This window comes from Candidatus Cybelea sp. (assembly GCA_036489315.1).
GTDB lineage: Bacteria > Vulcanimicrobiota > Vulcanimicrobiia > Vulcanimicrobiales > Vulcanimicrobiaceae > Cybelea.
This window is the reverse complement of sequence record DASXFZ010000006.1, coordinates 22,153-43,265: the sequence shown is the minus strand read 5'-3', so window position 1 is coordinate 43,265 and position 21,113 is coordinate 22,153. Positions and strand designations below refer to the sequence as shown.

Annotated in this window: 22 protein-coding genes; 15 read left to right on the top strand and 7 right to left on the bottom strand. The window is 64.7% G+C overall.

Annotation, left to right across the window (positions count from 1 at the left end; genetic code table 11):
• Positions 1-15 precede the first annotated feature (15 nt).
• Genes VGG51_00940 through VGG51_00920 form a run of 5 tightly spaced genes read right to left on the bottom strand, consistent with a single transcriptional unit; the run spans position 16 to position 3,839 of the window.
• Positions 16-1,290: a TCR/Tet family MFS transporter gene (locus VGG51_00940; GenBank protein ID HEY1881589.1), complete on the bottom strand. Its 1,275-nt coding sequence runs from the start codon at positions 1,288-1,290 to the stop codon at positions 16-18.
• Positions 1,280-1,846, bottom strand: coding sequence for a TetR/AcrR family transcriptional regulator (locus VGG51_00935; GenBank protein HEY1881588.1), 567 nt, complete (start codon positions 1,844-1,846; stop codon positions 1,280-1,282). Before VGG51_00935 ends, VGG51_00940 begins: the two co-directional genes overlap by 11 nt.
• Before the next feature lie 48 nt (positions 1,847-1,894).
• A complete protein-coding gene (locus tag VGG51_00930; GenBank protein HEY1881587.1) occupies positions 1,895-2,899 on the bottom strand; it encodes a hypothetical protein in 1,005 nt (334 codons plus the stop codon).
• Positions 2,900-2,916: 17 nt separating this feature from the next.
• Positions 2,917-3,111, bottom strand: coding sequence for a hypothetical protein (locus VGG51_00925; protein HEY1881586.1), 195 nt, complete (start codon positions 3,109-3,111; stop codon positions 2,917-2,919).
• On the bottom strand, positions 3,108-3,839 hold the full coding sequence (locus VGG51_00920) for a hypothetical protein (protein HEY1881585.1): 732 nt from the start codon (positions 3,837-3,839) through the stop codon (positions 3,108-3,110). The genes VGG51_00925 and VGG51_00920 overlap by 4 nt, the downstream gene beginning before the upstream one ends.
• A 99-nt stretch (positions 3,840-3,938) precedes the next feature.
• Between VGG51_00920 and VGG51_00915 the strand changes: the two genes are divergently transcribed.
• The 7 genes from VGG51_00915 to VGG51_00885 are packed head-to-tail and all read left to right on the top strand — an operon-like array spanning position 3,939 to position 9,855.
• Positions 3,939-5,348 carry a bifunctional 3,4-dihydroxy-2-butanone-4-phosphate synthase/GTP cyclohydrolase II gene (locus VGG51_00915; GenBank protein HEY1881584.1) on the top strand — a complete coding sequence of 470 codons (1,410 nt, stop codon included), beginning with the start codon at positions 3,939-3,941 and terminating at the stop codon, positions 5,346-5,348.
• Positions 5,345-5,839: a 6,7-dimethyl-8-ribityllumazine synthase gene (ribH, locus tag VGG51_00910; protein ID HEY1881583.1), complete on the top strand. Its 495-nt coding sequence runs from the start codon at positions 5,345-5,347 to the stop codon at positions 5,837-5,839. The genes VGG51_00915 and ribH overlap by 4 nt, the downstream gene beginning before the upstream one ends.
• A 2-nt stretch (positions 5,840-5,841) precedes the next feature.
• Positions 5,842-6,858 carry an S-methyl-5-thioribose-1-phosphate isomerase gene (gene mtnA, locus VGG51_00905; protein HEY1881582.1) on the top strand — a complete coding sequence of 339 codons (1,017 nt, stop codon included), beginning with the start codon at positions 5,842-5,844 and terminating at the stop codon, positions 6,856-6,858.
• Positions 6,833-7,816 carry a hypothetical protein gene (locus tag VGG51_00900; GenBank protein HEY1881581.1) on the top strand — a complete coding sequence of 328 codons (984 nt, stop codon included), beginning with the start codon at positions 6,833-6,835 and terminating at the stop codon, positions 7,814-7,816. The genes mtnA and VGG51_00900 overlap by 26 nt, the downstream gene beginning before the upstream one ends.
• A gap of 3 nt (positions 7,817-7,819) precedes the next feature.
• Positions 7,820-9,046, top strand: a complete 1,227-nt coding sequence (locus VGG51_00895) for an MFS transporter (protein ID HEY1881580.1) — start codon at positions 7,820-7,822, stop codon at positions 9,044-9,046.
• 34 nt (positions 9,047-9,080) lie between these two features.
• Positions 9,081-9,470, top strand: a complete 390-nt coding sequence (locus VGG51_00890; GenBank protein ID HEY1881579.1) for a hypothetical protein — start codon at positions 9,081-9,083, stop codon at positions 9,468-9,470.
• A 40-nt stretch (positions 9,471-9,510) separates the two neighbouring features.
• The gene (locus VGG51_00885) at positions 9,511-9,855 is read left to right on the top strand and encodes an antibiotic biosynthesis monooxygenase (protein HEY1881578.1); all 345 of its coding nucleotides are present in this window, start codon (positions 9,511-9,513) and stop codon (positions 9,853-9,855) included.
• 293 nt (positions 9,856-10,148) lie between these two features.
• On the opposite strand, the gene VGG51_00880 is transcribed toward VGG51_00885, so the two are convergent.
• Positions 10,149-11,237, bottom strand: a complete 1,089-nt coding sequence (locus tag VGG51_00880; GenBank protein HEY1881577.1) for an ABC transporter substrate-binding protein — start codon at positions 11,235-11,237, stop codon at positions 10,149-10,151.
• Positions 11,165-11,776, bottom strand: coding sequence for an ABC transporter substrate-binding protein (locus VGG51_00875; GenBank protein ID HEY1881576.1), 612 nt, complete (start codon positions 11,774-11,776; stop codon positions 11,165-11,167). Before VGG51_00875 ends, VGG51_00880 begins: the two co-directional genes overlap by 73 nt.
• Before the next feature lie 61 nt (positions 11,777-11,837).
• On the opposite strand from VGG51_00875, the gene purB reads away from it, so the two are divergent.
• Genes purB through VGG51_00835 form a run of 8 tightly spaced genes read left to right on the top strand, consistent with a single transcriptional unit; the run spans position 11,838 to position 21,106 of the window.
• Complete coding sequence (gene purB, locus VGG51_00870) at positions 11,838-13,256, top strand: adenylosuccinate lyase (protein HEY1881575.1); 1,419 nt, start codon at positions 11,838-11,840, stop codon at positions 13,254-13,256.
• On the top strand, positions 13,253-14,452 hold the full coding sequence (locus tag VGG51_00865) for a phosphoribosylaminoimidazolesuccinocarboxamide synthase (protein HEY1881574.1): 1,200 nt from the start codon (positions 13,253-13,255) through the stop codon (positions 14,450-14,452). The genes purB and VGG51_00865 overlap by 4 nt, the downstream gene beginning before the upstream one ends.
• Positions 14,445-16,622, top strand: coding sequence for a phosphoribosylformylglycinamidine synthase subunit PurL (gene purL, locus VGG51_00860; GenBank protein HEY1881573.1), 2,178 nt, complete (start codon positions 14,445-14,447; stop codon positions 16,620-16,622). Before VGG51_00865 ends, purL begins: the two co-directional genes overlap by 8 nt.
• Positions 16,619-17,386 carry a phosphoribosylformylglycinamidine synthase I gene (gene purQ, locus VGG51_00855; GenBank protein HEY1881572.1) on the top strand — a complete coding sequence of 256 codons (768 nt, stop codon included), beginning with the start codon at positions 16,619-16,621 and terminating at the stop codon, positions 17,384-17,386. Before purL ends, purQ begins: the two co-directional genes overlap by 4 nt.
• The gene (locus tag VGG51_00850) at positions 17,383-17,793 is read left to right on the top strand and encodes a hypothetical protein (GenBank protein ID HEY1881571.1); all 411 of its coding nucleotides are present in this window, start codon (positions 17,383-17,385) and stop codon (positions 17,791-17,793) included. Before purQ ends, VGG51_00850 begins: the two co-directional genes overlap by 4 nt.
• A gap of 52 nt (positions 17,794-17,845) precedes the next feature.
• Positions 17,846-18,868 (top strand): formate--phosphoribosylaminoimidazolecarboxamide ligase, encoded by a 1,023-nt coding sequence (locus VGG51_00845; GenBank protein ID HEY1881570.1) that lies wholly within the window; start codon positions 17,846-17,848, stop codon positions 18,866-18,868.
• The gene (locus VGG51_00840) at positions 18,849-19,967 is read left to right on the top strand and encodes a hypothetical protein (GenBank protein HEY1881569.1); all 1,119 of its coding nucleotides are present in this window, start codon (positions 18,849-18,851) and stop codon (positions 19,965-19,967) included. Before VGG51_00845 ends, VGG51_00840 begins: the two co-directional genes overlap by 20 nt.
• Positions 19,964-21,106, top strand: coding sequence for a DUF1297 domain-containing protein (locus VGG51_00835; protein HEY1881568.1), 1,143 nt, complete (start codon positions 19,964-19,966; stop codon positions 21,104-21,106). The genes VGG51_00840 and VGG51_00835 overlap by 4 nt, the downstream gene beginning before the upstream one ends.
• Positions 21,107-21,113: the final 7 nt, after the last annotated feature.

The window sequence follows — 21,113 nt, the reverse complement described above, 5'->3', positions numbered from 1 at the left end:
CGGCTTCTAGCGGACCTATGTTTCGAAGCTCTCGGCGTATTGCGGGGGCACCGGCTCGACCGGCAGCACGACGTCGTCCGCCCGCGAAGTAGCGCGCGAGGCGACGAACAAGGAGAGCGTGTACATCGCTGCGGCGAGCAGCCACGGCGCGCCGATGAGGCCGAACGATCGCCACGGCCCGGCAAACTGGGCGAAGGTCAGGGTGAAGATCGACGGGCCGATCAGCATCGAAAGGCCGCGCACCGAGCCGAGCGCACCCTGCAGCTCTCCCTGCTCTTCGGGTTTTACGCGGCGCGTCATCAGCGCTTGCGACGAGGCTTGGTACATCGGCAGCGAGATGAGAATCGCGGCGACTAAGAACGCGTAGCCGTTGTTCACCCCCATCAGGGCGAGGCCCGCTGCGGCGATCGCGAGGCTCAAGAGGAGCACGCGGCGTTCGCCGAGTTTGGCGACGACGGGACGGACCGCCGTTGCTTGGTTGATCGCGGAGACGACGCCGACCAGCGCCAGCGTGAGTCCGACGCTTCCCGTGCTCCAGCCGAAGGCGGCGATGCAGTAGATCACCCAGACCGTCGGAAAGATTTCGTGCGCGGTGTAGGTGATGAAGTTCACCCACGTGAGGCCCCAGAGCTCGTGATGCGAGCGCAGCAGCTTCAGGCTTCCCACCGGATTGGCGCGCGACCATTCGATTCGCGGCGTGCGCCGCTGCGCGGGCAGCGATTCCGGCAGCACGAAGAGACCGTAGAGCGTGTTGATCAGTGCAAACGCCGCGGCCGCCCAGAACGTCAGGCGGGGGTTGATCGTTCCGACAAGGCCGCCGATCGCCGGACCGAGCACGAATCCCAAACCGAAGGCGCTGCCGACCATGCCGAAGGCGGCGGCGCGCTTTTCCGGCGGCGTGACGTCGGCGATGTACGCGCTTGCCGTCGACATATTCGACGACGCGATGCCGGAGAGCACGCGGCCGGCGAAGAGCCACCAGAGATTCGGCGCTAACGCCATGATCGCATAATCGACGACGCCGACCGCGTTCGATATCAAGATAACCGGGTGGCGCCCGATGCGATCGGAGAGCATGCCCAGCAGCGGCGAGCAGAAGAACTGCATCAGCGCCCAGACGGTCGCGAAGAGCCCGATGATCTCGGCGGCGTGCCCGTAGTTGTTGCCGACGAAGCCGGCGATCAGCTTGGGAAGCACCGGGCCGATCATGCCGAACGTCAGCATGTCGAGCAGGACGGTGACGAAGATAAAGATCGTCGCAGCGCTGCGCGGCCCGTTCCTACGCTGCATAGATCCTCGCAAGCCAGCGATCGACCGCGCGATCGATGCGCGCGCGATCGTGCGTGGCGAGCAGATCGAGCAAGAATCCGCGGAAGCCGGCGATCAAGATCGTCGCTAGCGTCTGCGCCTCCCTTGGCCCCCAGCCGGGAACCTGCGCGCAGCTCTCGAGCGCGCGCAGCCAGCCATTGACCGAGCTGTCGAGATAACCGGGAAAGCGTTTGCGATCCTGCAGCGCCAACGCGTACACTTCAAAAGAAAGCCGCGTAACGGCCTCCCACTGAGGTTTGCTCCACTCGCGCCACAGCGTGCGTGCGACTTCGCCCGGCGCCACGTCGGCGAGTTTAAGGTTGACCATCATCGCTTGTTGGCGGGCACGGGCTTGCCGCACGATCTCGACAACCAGATTCTCCTTCGATTCGAAATAGTGGAGCAGGACCCGAGGGCTCGAGCCGACGGCCTTTGCCAGCGGACGCAGCGAAAGGTCGGCCAACCCGTGACGGCAGACGTAATCCACCGCACGGTCGAGCAGCTCGGCGCGCCGGGCGTCGTCCGGGGTTCTCGACACCGGTTATCCTAGCATACTTGAAACACTCGTTTCAAGTATTAGTGAAGGCTAATTTGGCAGCGTGTTTGGGATTGTCGTGAACCCGCCCGGAAATCCGCCGGTGTAAATCCGATTGTGCCCAGCGTCGGGAAAGGTCCGTTGATCGATGCAGCTGTACGCAAGGCAGACGCGCCGGTGCCGTCTCGCGCGGAGGTCCGGATTCGTGTCGCCGAAGAGTATCCCGTTTGCAGTCGAGTCGAATCGGAACTGCCCTGGACAGTTCGCGTGTAGATTGCGAACGCGCTCGTTCTTGGAGCCGTAAGGACGGCGGTAGACCGTAATCCGCCCTTCCTGGCCGCCGGCGCAGTAGACGTTATCGAGGACGACGAGGTTATCGTTGTTGGGATCCACTCCCACGCCGCTGGGGGCGCCGACTTCGGGCCGCAGCGGGAGTTCGGTGCAGCCCGTCGAGCCGACCGGGAACTCTTCGACGACGCCCGCGTTGTTTTGGGAAGTCCCGTTAACGAAAACGTCCGACTCGTTATCGACCGCGATCGACGAGGGATACTCCATATCCGAGCACGTTAACTGATAGGGTTGCGCCGAGGCCGCCGGATAGACCGCCACCCCGCTCCGACTGAGGGCGTACAGCGTCCCCGCTTTGTCGATCGCCAAGTCTTGCGGCGTTCCGTACGGAACGGCGAGGGTGCCGCTCGCTTTCGTATCGACGTTATAGGTTGTAATGGCCGACGGGATTTCGCTGCTGATGTAGAGCTGGTCTCCGTTTGCAACCATGGCGGTGGAATCCGAGATTCCCAGAGGACGCGAAAGCCAGTGCGCGTCGCGGCTGCCGCCCTCGCGCAGCGGCCAGTACTCCAAACGCCCGGTGTTGTCATCGAGCGCGATCAGCGCGGGCTCGGTCAGGGTTCGGTGAGCTGACGCCGCACCGCCGGCGAAAGCCGACGAGGTGGGCACAGATGGCGCCGGCAGGCTCGTGCCGCTGCCGTTCGCCGAGCATCCGGCCGCCGCGAACAAGCCGAACATCGCGGCCGCGAGTACGAGTCGCGAAAACATAATAGTTCCTTTCCTCTCTAGTTTGGCAGAGCGCTCGGAACGAGCGTGAAGCCGCCGGTGTAAGCGTTGTAGTCGGCGTAGTACTGGCCGTCTACTGGGGACGGGTAAGAAAAGCGATCGATTAGCGGGTAGCTTTCGTCGACGGTCTCATCGGAGATGTAGATGTGCTTCGAGTGCGCGTCTAAGCGAAAACCTCCGGCGCAGTAGCTCACGTAAAACTCATGCGAGGTGGAAGTGCGGGCCGAATAGGGCTTCGGATGATCGTTATCCGGCCTTCGTAGCTGCAGCCGTATCCCGGGTTGTCGACGACGATGAATTCGTCGGTTTTAGGGTCGATTCCAATGCCGCCCAAGTTACTCGGACGACGAACGTGAGGCTTCACGCAGTCGTCGCGCGAGCCGGCGGGGAGCTCAAAAATGTCGTTGCTCGCCGCGACGAAGACGTCTTGCTCGTCTTTGTACGGCTGAGAGGAGCCCTGTGGGAAGACGCCCACCTGGTGACGGCTCAACGCGTAAATCGTACCCGCGCGGTCGACCGCCACATGCGACGGCGCGCCGAAGGGATCCGGCACGGTCGTTTTGGTTTTCGACTTGACGTTGTATTCGATGATCTCAGCGGGCGTCTGACTGGCGATGATGACGACGTCGCCGTTCGAAACCAAAGCGTTCGCGTTGTAGGTCCCGAGGTTGCCGGTAAGCGTGATCGGCGTGCCGGATGGCCCCTCTTTAATGGGCCAGTACAACAGATCCCCGGTGAGCAGATCGATCGTGATCAGGGCTGGCTTCTCGAGATGGGGCCCTGTTTGACCATGCGATGGCCGAGGGGCCGAGTCGTTCGTCGCCGGACCGGGCGGCGCGACGGCTCCCCCGCCAGTGCAGGACGTCGCGATCAGAGAAACGACCACAAGCAAAAGCTGTAGCCGCGACGCGAGTCTACGCATGTGTACACCCTCCTTGGTGGCAATTTTGATGCGTTTGGTCAATAACCTTTGTCAATATTAAGGCTTGACAACTGTAAAGTTAGTCGTACTCTGAGGTGTATGAGCGGCTTTGCAGATGTTCTGAACTCGGCGATGGACGAGGCGCACCTCACGGCGGCCGAGCTGGCGGAGAATGCCGGACTCACCGAGTCGGCGATCTCGCTGCTGCGGGCCGGCCGGCGCGAACCAACCTATCGGACGCTCCGGCGGCTGATCGCGGTGCTGCCGGCCTTGGCCGGCGAGCTCGAGGCTCGGCCCAACCCGTTCGATTCGATCGAGGCGGCCATTGCCGACGTGCGATCCGGCAAGATGGTCGTCGTGCTTGATGACGAGGATCGCGAGAACGAAGGCGATCTCGTGATGTCCGCCCAGATGGTAACGCCTGAGGCGATCAACTTCATGCGCAAGCACGCCGGGGGCCTGATCTGCGTGCCGATGGCCGGTGCGCGGCTCGACGAGCTGCACATTCCACAGATGGTTCGCGAGAACACCGCCGTCCACGAGACCGCCTTCACGGTCTCGGTCGAGGCGCGCGGCATGACGACGACTGGTATCTCCGCGCACGATCGTGCCGCGACCATCAAACGACTGCTCGATCCTGAAGCAAAGTCGGCCGACTTCTTGCGGCCCGGGCACACCTTTCCGCTGCGCGCGCGTGACGGCGGCGTCCTGGTGCGGGCCGGACAGACCGAAGCCGCCGTCGATTTGGCGCGGCTCGCCGGCCTTTACCCGGCCGGCGTCATCTGCGAGATCATGGCCGACGACGGGACGATGGAACGGCTGGAGGGGCTGCGTTCCTACGCCGACCGGCATTCGCTCAAGCTGATCACCGTCAAAGATCTCATCGCCTACCGCATGCGCACCGAAAAGCTCGTGCAGAAGATCGCGGAGTTCGAACTGCCGACGGTCTTCGGAACGTTCAGCGGCATCGCGTACAACACGACGATCGACGAAAACACCCACGTGGCGCTCCTGATGGGCGACGTCCACGACGGTAGAGAGATTCTCGTGCGCGTCCACTCCGAGTGTATGACGGGCGACGCCCTGCACTCGATCCGCTGCGACTGCGCGGCGCAGCGCGACGCGGCGATGGAACTGATCGCCCGCGAGGGGCGCGGCGTCTTCCTGTATTTGCGGCAAGAGGGACGCGGCATCGGCCTTGCCAACAAGCTGCGGGCCTATGAACTCCAGGACCGCGGCGCCGACACGGTTGAGGCGAACATCGCGCTCGGTCTGCCGATCGATAAGCGCGACTACGGAATCGGCTCGCAGATCCTCGCCGATCTCGGCGTGAGAGAGATGCGTCTGGTTACGAACAACCCGAAGAAGATCTTTGGCCTCGAAGGCTATGGCCTTAAAATCGTGGGTCGCACGCCGCTGCAGACCACTCCGACCGCGCACAACAAGCACTACATCGATACCAAGCGCGCGAAGCTCGGCCACATGTTCGATGAGGTTGCGGTCTCGTGAAGTCCGGCTCGCCATCGCAAAACACAAAGCCCGACTGCGCGGGACGGCGCTTCGGCATCCTCGCCGCACGCTTTTACGTCGAGATCGCCGATGGGCTCGTCGACGGGGCGCGCCGCGCCTTGCGGGACTGCGGCGTCCGCGACGAAGACGTCAGCCTCTACGACGTGCCGGGCTGTTTTGAGCTGCCGCTCGCATGCAAAAACCTGATCGAAGCGGAGCGTTTCGACGCGCTGATTGCGCTGGGTGCGGTCGTACGTGGCGAGACGCCGCACTTCGAGTTCGTTGCCGGTGAGTGCGCGCGCGGCATCATGAACGTCTCGCTGCAGAGCGGAACGCCGATCGGCTTCGGGGTGCTGACGACCGAAACGCTCGCGCAGGCGCAGGAGCGCGCGGCCCCTTCGGGCGGAGATAAAGGCTACAGCGCCGCGCTTGCTGCGGCCTCGATGCTTACGCTGACGGCCGGCGCGCCGCGCGCCGGCTTCCGAAGCTAGCGTTGGAAGCGTTCGTTCCGGTCGCGTGGGACGGCGACGCGGTTCTCTACCTCGACCAGCGTCTGCTCCCCCGAGAGGTTCGTTACGAGCGCGCGCGCACCGCTGCGGAGCTCGAAGCGGCTATTCGGAGCCTCGCGGTGCGCGGTGCGCCGTGTATCGGCGTCTTTGCCGCTTACGGCATCGCCGCGCTGCGTCAGGGCATCACCGGCGACGAGGAGTTTTTTGCCGCCGCGCAGCGCGTGCGCCGCTCGCGGCCGACCGCGGTCAACCTCGCCTGGGCCGTCGACCGCGTCCTGGCTGCGCCCGATCCATTGGCCGAAGCCCGCGCGATTCACGAGGAGCAGATCGCGATCGACGCGCTTATCGGAGAGAACGGTTTGGAGCTCGTCCCCAAGAACGCGCGGATCCTGACGATTTGCGATACCGGACCGTTGGCGACGGCCGGCGGCGGCACGGCCGCGGGCGTCATCATCGCGGCGCAGCGCGCCGGGAAGAAGCCGCGCGCGTACACGTGCGAGACGCGTCCGCTGCTGCAAGGCGCGCGCCTGAGCTACCTCGAGTTACGCCAAGCGGGCGTCGATACGACCCTGATCGTCGATTCGGCGGCGGCGATCACGATGAAGCAGCGCGCAATCGACCTGGTGATCGTGGGCGCCGACCGAATCGCTTCGAACGGCGATACGGCCAATAAAATCGGCACCTACGCGCTCGCGATCCTCGCGGCTCACTTCGGCATTCCGTTCTACGTCGCCGCGCCGCGGTCGACGTTCGACTTTTCGATTCGCAGCGGCGAGCAGATTCCAATCGAAGAGCGATCGGCGGACGAAGTAACCAGCTTCCGCGAGGCACGCGTCGCTTCGGAGGAGGCGAACGTCTACAACCCGGCCTTCGACGTGACGCCGGGGCATCTGATCGCGGCCTTCGTTACCGAATGCGGCAGCGTTGCGCCGCCATACGTCGAATCGATCCCCGATCTCGAACTGCGGCCGCGCGTTGAAGTTCTACGAATTTCTCGATAAGCAGCCGGGAATCGGCAAGCTCGTCATCGTCGAAGGCACGGAGCGCGTCTTTGCGGACCGCGCGCTCGAGGTCGTTCTCGACCGCCTATTGCCCGTCGACGTGCGCGAACTAAACCTCTCGCGTTTTACCCCCGACGATCTCGGCGATCTCTCGGCGCTGCGCGAGGCGCTCTCCGCGATGCCGTTTCTGGCCGATCGCCGCGTCGTGATCGTGACCGAAGCGCAGACGATGCGCGCCGATCCCCGTCGCGAGCTCTGGGCGGCGGCGCAAGCGGTTCCCGAAGGGAGCACGCTCGTGCTGCTCGATCTGCTCGCGCCGCGCAGCCAGCGTCCGCAGTCCTTTGGGAGTCTCGCCGGACGCACCGGCCTGCGCATCGATACCACGGCCGACGAAGCGAGCCGCGAGCGCTTCATCGTCGATACGCTCGAACGCCTCGGCGCAAAAGCCGACGCGCGCGCCGTCAATGCGCTCGCCGGCGGCACGGCCGATTTGACTTCCGTGCGCAACGATCTCGAAAAGCTGGCGCTGTCGGCGAAGAAGATCACGGTTAACGACTTGGAACGGGAGGCGCTCGAGATCGGCGACCCCAAGCCGTACGAATACGCAAGCGCGCTCGTCGACGGCAAGACCGCGCAGGCGCTCGCCATCGCCCACGAATTCCTTTCGGAGAACGCGCGCGGAGCCGTCGCGCTGCTCGGCGCGCTGGCGACGGAGTGCGGATATCTCTACGCGCTTTCGGTTCCTGGCGGCGAGCTGCCGGAACGGATGCGATGGCGCGAGCGGTACCTTCGGCCGGTCGCGCGGCGCGTTGGCGAGCGCCGGCTGCAGCGCGCTTTTCGCTACGCGCTGCACGGCATAGAGGCCGTCGTGACGGGGCAGTCCGGCGGCGATCCCGAGGATCACTTCAGCCTCGTGGATCGCATCAGCGTCGACCTCTCCCGTCTTTTCGCCCATTAGCCGATGAGCCCGCGGGTCCGGGCGACGAGCGTTTTCGCCTCGCGCGCCTTTCGGCGATACTTTGTGGGCCAAGCCTTCAGCTACGTCGGCGACGGTCTGCGCATGCTCTCCGTTCCGCTGCTGGCCTACCACCTCACGCACTCCGCCCTCTCCACCGGCACGGCGCTGATCTGTGAGGTCGCGCCATTTTCGGTCTTTTCGCTCGTCGGCGGATCGCTTGCCGACCGCCTCGACCGGCGCAAGCTCATGATCGGCTGCGATGCGGTGCGATTCGCCGTAATGGCGATCTTCGCCGTCACCTATGCGCTGCATGTCCTGACGCTGCCGATGATCTACTCGGGGCTCGTGATCATGTCGATCTGCGCGGCCGGCTTTCTGGGCGGCCAGTCGTCGAGCATTCCGTATCTGCTCGGAAAAGAGAAAATGACCAAAGCGATGGCGGTGCTCATCGCCGCGGAGAACGGCTCAAACCTGATCACGCCGGCGATCGGCGGCGCGATCTTTGCCTACTTCGGGCCGTTGCCCGCGCTGACGGTCAACGCGGTGACCTACCTTGCCTCGCAGGTCTCGCTCGCCTGGATTCCTTCGCTGGGCCCCGAACGAGTGACCGGTCTGCCGTCGCTGCGCAATCTCGTCGCCGATATCAAGCTTGGCTATCGTCAGTTGTGGGGCGACCTCGGAATGCGCGCGCAAGCACTGGTCGCTTTTACTTTCAATGTATTCGGTTTTGGCTGCTACGCCATTCTGATTCCGTTTCTCAAGAAAGGCTTCGATGCGACCGATCAGCAGGTCGGCATCTTTTTCGGCCTCTCGGCGCTGGGCGCGGTGGTCGGCGCGTCGCTGGCGGCACGGTTTGCGGAGCGCTGGCCGTTCGGGCGGGCGCTGGTCGTCGCGTATCTCCTCGACGCCGCGTTCTTCTTGCCGGTCGTCCTGGTCTCGAACATTTGGCTGGCGGCATTCTTCTGGTCGACCTCCAACGCAATCGCGAATTTCGAGATCGCGCAGATCCTCGGCTTCCGCATGCGCGTTGCGCCCGAGGAGATGGTCGGCCGCGTGATGGGCGCAGTGCGGCTCCTCGTCCTTGGCGGAATGGCCCCGGGCATCCTGATCTTCGGGTGGGTCGCGGACCACCACTCGCCGCATACGGCGATGTGGATCGCGACGCTCGGGTATTTCGTCGCCGCCGTCGGTGCCGCGCTCACGCCGGCGATTCGCAACGAAGCTCGCTAGGGATCGTTCAACTGCGCCGCTGAAGCTATCCCGGATGACAACCATTCTGATCGACCACCGCCGCGCTCGATTCTTCGAGCCCGCGCCGGAGGGCCGCCTCACGGAGGGCGAGCATCTCGAACCGCTAGACCCGCACGGGTTCCAACGGCACCTAGAACACCGGAAGGAGGCCGACTATAAGGGTCAGCGCGTCCCGGAAGCAGACGAGTTCTACGAGCGGATCGCGCAGCACGTACGGAACGCGCCCTCGATCCTTCTGCTCGGCGACGGAACGGGAAAGAGCAGCGCGATGAACTACTTGCTGGCGTATCTCAAGGAGCGGCATAAGGAAATCTCCGACCGCGTGGTCGCCGCGCAAGACGCAGACTTGTCGGCTATTTCGCTCGGCGAAATCGAGCAAATTGCGCGACGTTACTCGCAGTAGAGACGTTACTCGCAGTAGAGAGGAAAGGATCATGTCCCCGATGAGCGAGCAGTTCCCAAATGACGAAACAAACGGCGGACCGCGCGCGGTCGTTCATATCTGGTCTGCGGCGCTCGATCCCGACAAGAGTGAGGAGCTAGCGTCGCGCGTGACCGATCTCTTGCGACACGTCACGACCGAAATGGAAGGTTTCATTGAGGGCCGAGTTTTCCAGGCGGACGACGGGACGAGCGTGACCGTCATGTCGACGTGGAAGACGCGTCACCTCTGGGCCAATGCGCTATGGGACGAAAGGGTCGACCGTATCCTGGAGTCGGTCACCGGCTCCGAAGTGCTCGACGTAATGTGCTACGAGCGCTCTCACGTCTTCATAAGCAACGCTTAGCCCCCAGTATCCTCGTCTGCAGGATCTAATTGTCGCGGTGCGAGGGGATCCCAACGAGGACCGTCTGACCGAGCCCCGTACCCCGACGCGGAAGTAGCGCGGCTGCAGCGCTCCTTAGCCGGTAATTTCTTTTTTGGCCGTGTCTAAGCACCGCATCATCGCCCCGTTCCGACGAAGACCGTCTGACCGAGCGCCGCAGCCGGATGCGGAAGGCGCGAGGCAGACGATAGGAGGGCGACATGGATGTCGCCCGACGAATGTGTCTGAGTTGGAACGGGGCGATGATGCGGTGCTTAGATACTCCACTTCCACGCGTTCCACGCTTCATTGACTGGATTAGGTGCAAATCCATGGAAGTCGACGCTGATCGCCTCTTGTTGGCGTTGCCACCAGAAGAAGAGGATCGGATTGTCGATTGCGAGGAGATGCTCGATCCTCGAGTACGCCACGGTACGCATCGCCTGATCGTAGTGCGATAGGGCCAGCGCCTGCGCGGCGTCCATCGCTGCGCTGCAGTAGCGCGGATCGTTGTAACCGTGCGGCGGAAAGTTGTCGCAGGTCAGCTCCGACGAGTTGTCGGGATCGATGCCTGAGTACCAGGAGTAGAGGAGCATGTCGAACTTCCCGCCGTGCTGGATGCCGCCCATTCCCTGCGGCGCGTACAGAATATCGAACGGGTAATACTTGACCTCGAGCGAGATCCCAATCTTTTGCAGCGCAGCTTGAATCAGAATCGCCTCGGAACGGTGCGTCGCAAGCGCGTTGTCCGTGACGAAGAGCAGTTCGAGCGGCTGCCCGTTCCTGCGCACCGCGCCATCAGGGCCGGCGACCCAGCCCGCCTGCGCGAGCAGACGTTTTGCGGCCGCCGGATCGTAGGGCACCGACTTCACGTTTGGATCGAATGCCCAAATCCAGTTCGGCAGATCCTCGGTCGCAACCGTCGTCTGCCCGTACGTCAACCGCTGCGTGAGCGAGACCTTGTCGATGGCGGCGGCGATCGCGCGACGCACGCGCGCGTCGGCGAGGACGGAGTGCGACATGTTGAACTCCACACCCTCGAATCCGTTGGCGTTGACCCAGACGATCTTTGAATCGGTGAGCGTCCGCAGCGTCAGGTACGTTTGGATCGAGGGCTGGAAGATGTAGTCGATCGCGTGCGTGCGCAGCAGGTTGATCGCCGAATCTTCGTTGGGAACGAAGTCGATGACGACTTGCTGCAGCGCGGGTTTCCCTTGAAAGAAGCCGGGGTTTGCGGCGAGCTCGATCCGGTCGCCGCGCCGCCATGCGACGAAGCGGAAGGGCCCGTCGCTCACCGTGGGCGCGGCGTTGAACGGAATCCGGTTGATATCCGGATCGCGCGCCAGAACGTGCGCCGGCACCACGTCGTACGGCTGGTCGCTTTCGGCGAAAAAGGTGTTGACGAAGGGCGAAAGCGCTTTTTGAGATGCACGGTCACGGTCTTCGCGTCGGGCGTGTCGATTGCCGCAACGTCGTCGTACCCGTGGCGTGAGACGACGTTGTTGTTCGGATTTTCAATCGCGTTCCGGCTGAACTTGACGTCGTTAGCCGTTACCGGAACGCCGTCGCTCCAGCGCGCATCGCGGCGAAGATGGTAGGTGATCGTGAGCCCGTCGGCGCTGACGCCGCGATTGGTTTGCGTGGGGACGGCAGCGGCGAGCATCGGCACCAGGTTGCCGCGCGGGTCGGCCGAGAGCAGCGGTTCGAACATCAGCCGCTCGACGAAACCCTCGCCGGTCGTACCGAAGAGCAGCGGATTGAGCGTTTTGGGCTCCTCCGCCAGGGCGATGCGCAGTACGCCGGCGCGCGTCCAGGAGTGCCGCCCTTCAGAAAGGCTGCCGCTTTTGACGCAGCCGGAAAGCGCGCAATTCAGAACGAGCAGCATTGCGCCGGCCGCCTTCATTCGCTTCCTCTACGGTGACGAGGCGCAGGCTTCCCGCGGGGCGAAGGCCGTTTGCAAGCCCATGGATTATCGCACCTACGCCTCGCCGTTCTCGTGGAGATACGGGCGCGCGGAGCTTCGTTCGCTCTTCTCCGAACAGACGCGCCGGCGTCTTTGGCGCGCGGTCTGGGTGGCGCTGGCCGAGGCCCAAGCCTCGCAGGGCCTCATCGCGCAGACCGAACTCGACGATCTGCGGGCCCACGCCGGCGAGATCGATATCGATGCGGCGCTGGCGATCGAACGCGAGATCCACCACGATTTGATGGCTGAGATCCGCGTCTTCGCATCTCAGGCGACGCAGGGCGGCGGCAAGCTGCATCTCGGCGCGACTTCGATGGACATCGAGGATACCGTCGAGACCTATCGGCTGCGCCTCGCGCTGTCGTACATCGGCGTGAGCCTGCGCGAGCTGCTCGCGGCCTTCGCCTCGAAGATCCGCGAAACGGCCGAGCTGGTCTGCATGGCGTTCACGCATCTGCAGCCGGCAGAACCGACGACGCTCGGCTACCGGTTCGCGGTGTACGCACAGGACCTGCTCGTCGACGACGACCAGCTGCGCTTCGTCTTCGATCACCTGACGACCAAGGGTCTGCGCGGCGCCGTCGGGACCGCGGCCTCCTACGAGCGCCTCGCCGGGGAGGGCGGCGGCTCAGCTCAGATCGAGGGCTACGTGCTGGAGCGTTTCGGCCTGCAAGCGCTCGAGATCAGCACGCAGACCTATCCGCGAAAGCTCGACTACCTGCTGCTCAGCGCGCTCGCCGGCCTCGGCGCGTCGCTTTCAAAGTTCGCGGCGGACGTGCGCATTCTCGCAAGCCCCGGCTTCGGCGAGCTCGGCGAGCCGTTCGCGAAGTCGCAGGTGGGCAGCTCCGTAATGCCGTTTAAGCAGAACCCCATTCTCTCCGAGCGAATCGGCTCGCTCGCACGATTGCTTCCCGCATACGCCGACGTGACGTGGCAGAACGCCGCGACGAATTTCTTGGAGCGAACGCTCGACGATAGCGCGAACCGCCGAGTCGTGCTCCCCGAAGCGCTGCTCTGTGCCGACGAACTGATTGCCCTGGCGCGCAGGGTCGTCGACGGATTGCGTGTCGACCAACGTCGCATCGTCGCGAACTGCCGGACTTACGCACCCTTTACCGGAACGCAAACCGTGATGATGGAGGCGGTACGCGCCGGCGGGGACCGGCAAGTTCTACACGAAGCGTTGCGCAATGCATCGGTGCAAGCGTGGGAAGCGGTACGCCGCGGCGAAGAGAATCCGCTCGCGCGCCTGCTCGCCGAAGATCGCGCGCTGACTGCCTTTTTGGATCCGGCGGAGATTCGGCGGCTGCTCGATCCGAGCGGCCACGTCGGCACGGCTCCGCAGCGCGCCCGGCTCTTGGCCGACCGCATCGATCGTCTGCCGGATTTCCCGCAACAGCCTGAAGTGAGCTTGACGTGAACAAAGGGATCGAAATCGCCCGTGGAAAGACGAAGGTGCTCTACGAGAACCCCGGTCAGCCGCATCAGCTGGTCGTAGCGCAAACGGATCAGATCTCGTCGGGTGACGGGGCGCGCCGCAACGTGATCGCGGGGAAGGGACGCTTGGCCGCGCAGACGACCGCGCGCGTCTTCCGGCTGCTCAACCTTTGCGGCCTGCCGACGCACTATCTCACCGGCGGCGAGGACGACGACAACAACGAGATGGTCGTGCGGCGCGCGAACATGATTCCGCTTGAGGTCGTTACCCGCGGCGTCGCAGCCGGCTCGTTCGTCAAGCGCAACCCGGGGCTTGCGCGCGGCACGCTGCTCGTCCCGCGCGTCGTCGAGTTTTTCTTCAAAGACGACGCCAATCACGATCCCCTGATCGCGCCGGACCAGATCATCGCGCGCAATATCGCCGCCGCGCAGGAAGTCGGAATCATGAGCGAGCTGGCGCGGCTGACGTTCGAGATTCTTTCCCACGCCTGGCGGCGGCGCGACGTTTTGCTCGTCGATCTCAAGATCGAGTTCGGACGCCTGGCCGGCGGAGAGAACCAAGGCCAGCTCGTGATCGCCGACGTGATCGACAACGACTCCTGGCGCATCTGGCCGCAAGGCCGCGAAGAGCTGATGCTCGACAAGCAGATGTACCGTAACCTCGAGACGGTCGACGAGAACGCGCTCGAGATGGTCAAACGCGCCTACGAGCGCGTCGCCGACTTTGTCGGGACCTTTCCCGTCATGCGCCCCGGCATGGTCGCGGTCATCTCCGACTCACCGGCGCGCGTCGAGCGCGCGAACGAGATCGTCAACGCGTTGGGGCAGCTCGGCCTGCCCTCGGTTCGCCACGTCGCGAGCCCCGCCACGACGCCGGGCTTCGTGCTGCAGCTGCTCGGGCAACTCGAGGCGAGCTTTGGCCGGCTCGTCATCATCGCCGCCGGCGAGAACGATCTGCTGCGCGCGATGCTCGACGCGTCATCCTCGGCGCCGGTGCTCGACGGCCGCGACGAGACGGGGCGGGTGATGATGGAGTGCGCCAAGCTCTTCGGTTTGGAAGACACGGTGCTCTACGGACGCACGCTTTTGATGCAGGCGAACTCGCGCACCGTGGTGCTGCAGGCCGATGCGTCGCTGCAGCAGCCGCCGCCCATGCCGCAAAAGTCCGCGCTTGGCTAACCTTCGCCAAGACGAACTGGAGCGCATCGCCCACCGGCTCGGGCGAGGTCCGTCGGCGGTCGAACTCGCCGCCTTCGATGCCGCCTGGAGCGAGCATTGCAGCTATAAATCGAGCCGTCACTTCTTGCGGCGCCTTCCCACCGAAACGCTGCGCACGGTACTGGGACCGGGTGAGGACGCGGGCATCCTTCACCTCGGCACGCACGACGGCGTGCGCTATGGAGTGGTCGTCGCGCACGAATCGCACAACCATCCCTCGCAAGTCGTTCCTTTCGAGGGCGCGGCGACCGGAATCGGCGGGATCGTGCGCGACGTCTTGTGCATGGGCGCCGAGGTGATCGGGGTGGCCGATGCGCTGCGCTTCGGGCGATGTGAGGATCTCCAGTCGCACCAGAGCCACGTCGCGCGCGGTGTCGTCGACGGGATCGGCGCCTACGGCAACGCGATCGGCGTTCCGAATCTCGCCGGTGACGTCTACTTCGACGGCGGCTTCGACGAGAACGTGCTCGTCAACGTCGTCGCGCTGGGACTCGTCAAGGAGGAGCAGATCGTTCACTCGTACGCGCCCAAAGGCGCGGGCGGCTGGGCGATCGTGCTCGTCGGCAAAGCAACCGATCCGAGCGGCTTTGGCGGCGCGTCGTTCTCCTCACTGACGCTTGACGCGCGCGATGCCGAGCTCGACAAGGGCGCGGTGCAAGTTCCCGACCCGTTTTTGAAAAACGTGCTGATGCGGGCGAGCTACCGCGCTTTCGCGGCGCTGCGCGAACGCGGCATCGAGGCGGCCTTCAAGGATCTCGGCGCCGGCGGCATCGTCGGCTGCTCGGGGGAGATGACCGGACACGGCGGTTACGGCGCGCACATCGACCTCGACCGAGTGAACGTTGCGGTCGAAAACATGCCGCCCGAAGTCATCGCGGTCGGAGAGACGCAGGAACGCCTGATGTGGGTCGTGCCGCCGCCGTTCGTTGACGACCTGCTGCGGATCTACAACGATGAGTTCAGCCTACCGGAGATCGCGTACAACGCGCGGGCCGTCGCGATCGGCGTCGTGACCGAAGAGCAGCGATACGTCCTGCACTCGAAGGGTCGAGTAGTGATGGACGTCGAGAGCGAGTTTCTCACCGGTTCGATCCGTGACGAGCTGCCGTATACCGAGGTCATCTATCACGAGCCGCCGCAGGAGTTGCCGGCCGTCGACGTCGGCGGGCTCTTTACGCGCGTGCTCGCGCATCGCGACGTCTGTTCGCGCGAGCCGCTCTACCGCCGGTACGATGCGGTCGTTCGGGGGCGTACGGTGCTGCCGCGTGGTGCCGCCGATGCGGGCGTGCTCGCGCCGATCGCCGGCTCCCCGCTCGGGCTCGCGCTGGCCGTAGCAGGCAACCCGCGATACGGGCGCATCGATCCCGGTTATGCCGCGCAGCGCGCCGTACTCGACGCCGTGCGTCGCGTCGTGGCGGTCGGCGCGCAGCCAATCGGGCTCACCGATTGCCTCAACTTTGGAAGCCCGCGCAAACCCGAGCAGTACGGGCAGTTCGTTGCCGCCGTCGACGGCCTCGCGCTGGCGGCAAACGAGCTCGGGCTGCCGTTTGTCTCCGGGAACGTCAGCCTCTATAACGAGTCGGCGGCCGGGGAAGCGGTGCCGGCTTCGGCTATCGTCGCGTGCGTCGGCACGATCGGCGACGTCTCGGTTACGGTCACGCCCGGCTTCAAAGCGCCGGGTTCGGCATTGCTGTGGGTTGGCAGCCGCGAGCTGGCCATCGGCGGCTCCGTCCTTGCCGAGCTTCTTGGGCTCGAGGGCACGCTTCCGGTCATCGAATACGACGCGGAGCGCGCTGCGATCGCCATCGTGGGAGACGCCCACGCGCGCGACGTCTTACGCTCCTGCCGCGCCATCGGCGACGGCGGCATGCTGACGGCGGTTGCCCATCTCGCGTTCGGGGCGTTGCTGGCAGGCCGCGAGATCGGCGCGGAGATCGACTTCGGGAATCCGCTCTGTGAGGCCGGCGGGTTTCTGTGCGAGGTCTCGGGCGACGGCGGCGTCGACGTGACCGGCGCGCTGCAGATCGGACGCACGATCGACGCACCGGAACTCGTTGTGAATGGAACGCGCTTTGGCGTGAGCCATCTCTACGATATCTGGTCGCGCCCGCTGGAGCAGCTCTACCCGTGAAGGCGCGAATCGCGGTACCGGTCTTCCCGGGCACCAACTCTGAAGAAGAGACGCTGAGATTGCTGCGCGATTGCGGCGGCACTGCCGAGCTCGTGCACTGGTCCGATGCCGCGAAGCTGGCGGCCTTCGACGCGTTCGTGCTCTCCGGCGGCTTCGCGTACGAAGACCGCGTTCGTGCGGGCGCGATCGCCGCGCACGACCGGATGATGGATGCCGTCATCGAGTCGGCTCGCGCTGGAAAACTCGTTTTGGGCATCTGCAACGGAGCGCAGATTCTGCTCGAGGCCGGACTGCTGCCGGGGACCGGCGAGATTCGCCGCCCGACCGCGGCCTTTACGCGCAACGCTCCCGAACCGCACTTCGTCTGCCGGCACGTTTATATGAAGCTGGCCGTCCCGCCCGAGCGCAGTCCGATAACCGCCGCGCTCTCCGAGCAGGCGCTCGTGCCGGCCTGGGCCGCCCATGCGGAGGGCCGTCTAGCCGCGACCGGCGAGCATTTGGAGCAGATCGTCGACGGCGGCCACCTCGCCTTCGTTTACGCCCATCCCGACGGCAGCGTCGATGCCGCGGCCGTGCCCAACGGCTCCGCGCTCGGCTGCGCCGGCCTGGTGAATCGCGAAGGCAACGTGCTCGCAGTGATGCCGCACCCGGAGCGCGACGGCTGGGAGTTCAACCACCTCCAGCGGCGGCGCCACGAAGACGTGCTCGCGCCCTCGGGCGGTTCGATTCTCTTCGAAAGCTTCGTGAAAGCACTCGAGCGATGAACGTCGCCGTTGCGATCGCACTGAAAATTCCCGACAACACGGCGTATACTGCGGCGGTCGTGCTGCGCCGGCTGGGGCTGGGCGTCGGGCACGTCGAGCGCAGCGAGATCTGGTTGTTCGACGACGGCGGCGACTCGCACGCGCTGCTGCGGCGCATCGAAGCCGACGAGAGGATCTTCAACCCGAATAAGCACGTCGCGACGATCCTCGCGCGGCCGGCGCCGCGTGCGGGCGAGGTTTGGATCGAATCGCTCGACGCCGAAGCGCACCCGCAGCAGAGTCGAAGGCCCGCCGCGACCGCGTGGCGGCTGCTCGATGCGCACGGTGCGCCGTTCGATGCCGGCGGCTTACGCGCCGCGATCGAGCGGCTTCTCTGCAACCCCGCGATCGAACGCGCAGTATACTGACGCCGTGATGAAAACGGGACATTCCCAGCCAAGGCGAGTAGAGTAAAATCCGATGAACCGGCCGTACACCATCGCGACGCTCGGCTCGCACTCCGCCCTGCAGATTCTCAAGGGCGCTCACGACGAGGGATTCGGGACCCTGGCGATTTCGAACCGCGATACCGAGCGGCTCTATCGCGACTTTGCTTTTGTCGACGACGTCATCGTTTTGGAGCGGTACTCGCAGTTCATGACGCTGATGGACGAGCTCCAACGCCGCAAGTGCATCATCGTTCCGCACGGATCGTTCGTCGCGTACCTCTCGCTCGAAGAGCATAAGAAGATGACGATCCCTTACTTCGGGAATAAGGCCGTGCTCGATTGGGAGGCGAGCCGCGAGCTGCAGCGCGACTGGCTCTCGCGGGCCGGCCTGAAGCTGCCGCGCCAGTTCCGCAGCGGCGCCGAGATCGACCGGCCGGTTATCGTAAAGCTCTACGGGGCGGCGGGCGGTAAAGGATACATGTTCATTAGAGATGCGCAAGATTTCGAGGCCCGCGCCGCCGATCTCAAGGAAGCCTACATCATTCAGGAATACGTCATCGGCGTACCGCTCTACATTCACTATTTCTATTCGCCGCTGCAGAACAAGCTCGAGATCATGTCGATGGATCGCCGCTACGAAACCAACGTCGATTCCCTGGGGCGCATCCCGGCCGCCGCGCAGGAAGGCATGAACGTCGACCCTTCGTACGTCGTCGTCGGCAATCAGCCGGTCTCGCTGCGGGAGTCGATGCTCGCCGAGGCGCTGCGCATGGGCGACGACGTCGTGCGCGTGAGCCAGGAAATCTGCGGACCCAAGGGCCTCTTCGGCGCCTTCTGCATCGAAACGATCATCACGCCCGACATTCAGTTCTACGTGATGGAGATCTCGGCGCGCATCGTGGCTGGAACGAACCTCTTCATCGACGGCTCGCCCTACTCGTATCTCAACTACTCCGAGCCGATGTCGACGGGGCGGCGGATCGCGCGCGAGATCAAGAACGCTCTGCTGACGAACAACCTCCGCCTGGTCCTGGATGATTCGAGCGTCGTATAAGCTGGCCGCGGCGCTGGTCGCGGCCGGAATCCTCGCCGCTCCGGTCGCTGGCCGGGCGGCCCTGATGGCCGATCCCACGGTGCTCTACCAGCAAATGAAGGATGCCTTCGCCAAAGGAAACGCCGACGGTTGGAACTTTCGTTCGCAGTCGGTCTATCTGTCGACGATCTTCAACGCCGGGCGCGCCTACTCGCTGCAGTACCCGACCGATCCCAACTATCCGGTGCTCTGTTCGCTGACGGTCGCGATCGGCAGCGGCTTGCACTACAATCCATTGACCAATCACGACGGCGCCGTCTGGTGGGTGCGCGAGGCCGCCGACTGGGTCAGCAAGCACTCTGAAGATACGGCGACGATCGGGCAGGCCCAGGCGCTGCTTGCGCGAGTCAACTCGGAGAATAGTCCCGAGCAGCTCGCGCGCTACGCCGACGAGGACGCCGCCGCCAACGTTCGCGCCTATCCCGGCGACCGCGACGCGCTGATCGAGCAGGTCGAGGCGAACTGGCGCGGCTGGCTGCTGACGCGCGACCCCCAGTGGCGCTCGCTCGCCCTGACCCGCGCGGCCGCGGCGAGCTTTCCGGTCGCGCACCTGCCGACGACCTGGGGGAACGAGTTCGTGGCCGCGGCACAGAGCGCGGACGCCGGACGCGACGGGTACACCTCGCAGGACGTAACCAACGCACAGACGTTTCTGACGCGATTGAAGGCGGTCGATCCGATTCGCGTGATCGCCACGGTTACCGTGATGCCGCACGACGCCTACCTCTCGATGCTCGCGCCCGCCGACGAGTACTTCGGGCCCTTGGGCATGTCGATTCTCGGAATCGAGAACGAGCTCAAGCACATCAACTTCATGCTCGACTACAACTACGGAAACCGCGAGAGCGATCAGGCCTTCCAGGTTGCCAAGGCGATCGTCGCGATGCAGGAAGTCTATCCGCGCGATCGCGACCTGCCGATGCTCCTCTATTGGTGCTATACGACGCTCCAACGCATGACCGATCAGCAGTCCGGGCGCGCCGCCGGCCAGTTAAAGGCGATCCTTACCGTCGAATATCAGGACAGCCCGCAAGCTCGTAAACTCCTCGGCCCCTCGTGAACGACGCAGCAGCCGCAGCTCTGGCCGCGTACGATCGTTCCGCGCTGACGCTCTGTTCGATCGGCAGCCACTCGGCGCTCGAGGTTGCCTACGGGGCCCGTGCGCAAGGCCTGCGGAATCTGGTAGTCACCGCGCAAGGCCGCGAGCAAATCTACGCGCGTCACTTCGCGCGAAAGGAGTCGCCCGTTGGGCGCGGGTGCGTCGACGAGGTGCTGGAGCTGGCCGCATTTCCCGATATCCTCAACGAAAGCGTCCAACACGAACTGCTCGGGCGCAACGTGATCTTCATCGCCAATCGCTCCTTCGAAGTCTACCTGCACGCGACGTATGGCTACGACGAGATCGAAAACCGGATGCTCGTGCCGTTCTTCGGCAGCCGCCGCCTGCTGCGGGCCGAGGAACGCTCGCTTCACGCCGCCGTCGATCAATACACGCTCTTGCGCCGCGCCGCGATTCGCCATCCGCGCCGGTATGCTTCGCCAGACGAGATCGACCGGCTCGTGATGGTGAAGGCGCCGCACGCGCGCGTTTCGTTCGAGCGCGCCTTCTTTCTCGCGTCCTCTCCCGAGGAGTACTATTCGACGCGCGACCGGCTGCTCGAGGAGGGCATGATTTCGGCCCACGGAATCACCTCGGCGCGGATCGAGGAATTCGCACTCGGCCCTTCGGTGAACTTCAACCTTTTTTACTCGCCGCTGTTGGACGAGCTCGAGCTCTCCGGCACCGACACGCGCCGGCAGACCAATCTTGAAGGTTTTCGCAACGTGCCGCCGTCGGCGTTCGATGCGGTACGCGGGATCGCGATGCGCCTCGAAGAGGCCGGCCACATCGCGGCGACCGTCGTCGAGTCGTTACTGGGACCCGCTTTCGAGATGGGCGAGCGCTTCGTGAAAGCGGCCCGCGAGCTGGTGCCGCCGGGCATCATCGGTCCGTTCGCGCTGCAGTGCATCGTCGCAGCCGGACCGCCCAAAGAGCTCGTGTGCTACGACGTCTCCCTGCGGATCGCCGGCTCGCCGGGCACGCGCTATACGCCCTACTCGGCCTATCGCTGGGGGCGCGACGTTTCGGTCGGGGAACGGATCGCGATGGAAGTCGTGATGGCTCGCGACACCAATCGTCTCGCCGACGTGTTGACGTAAATTCATT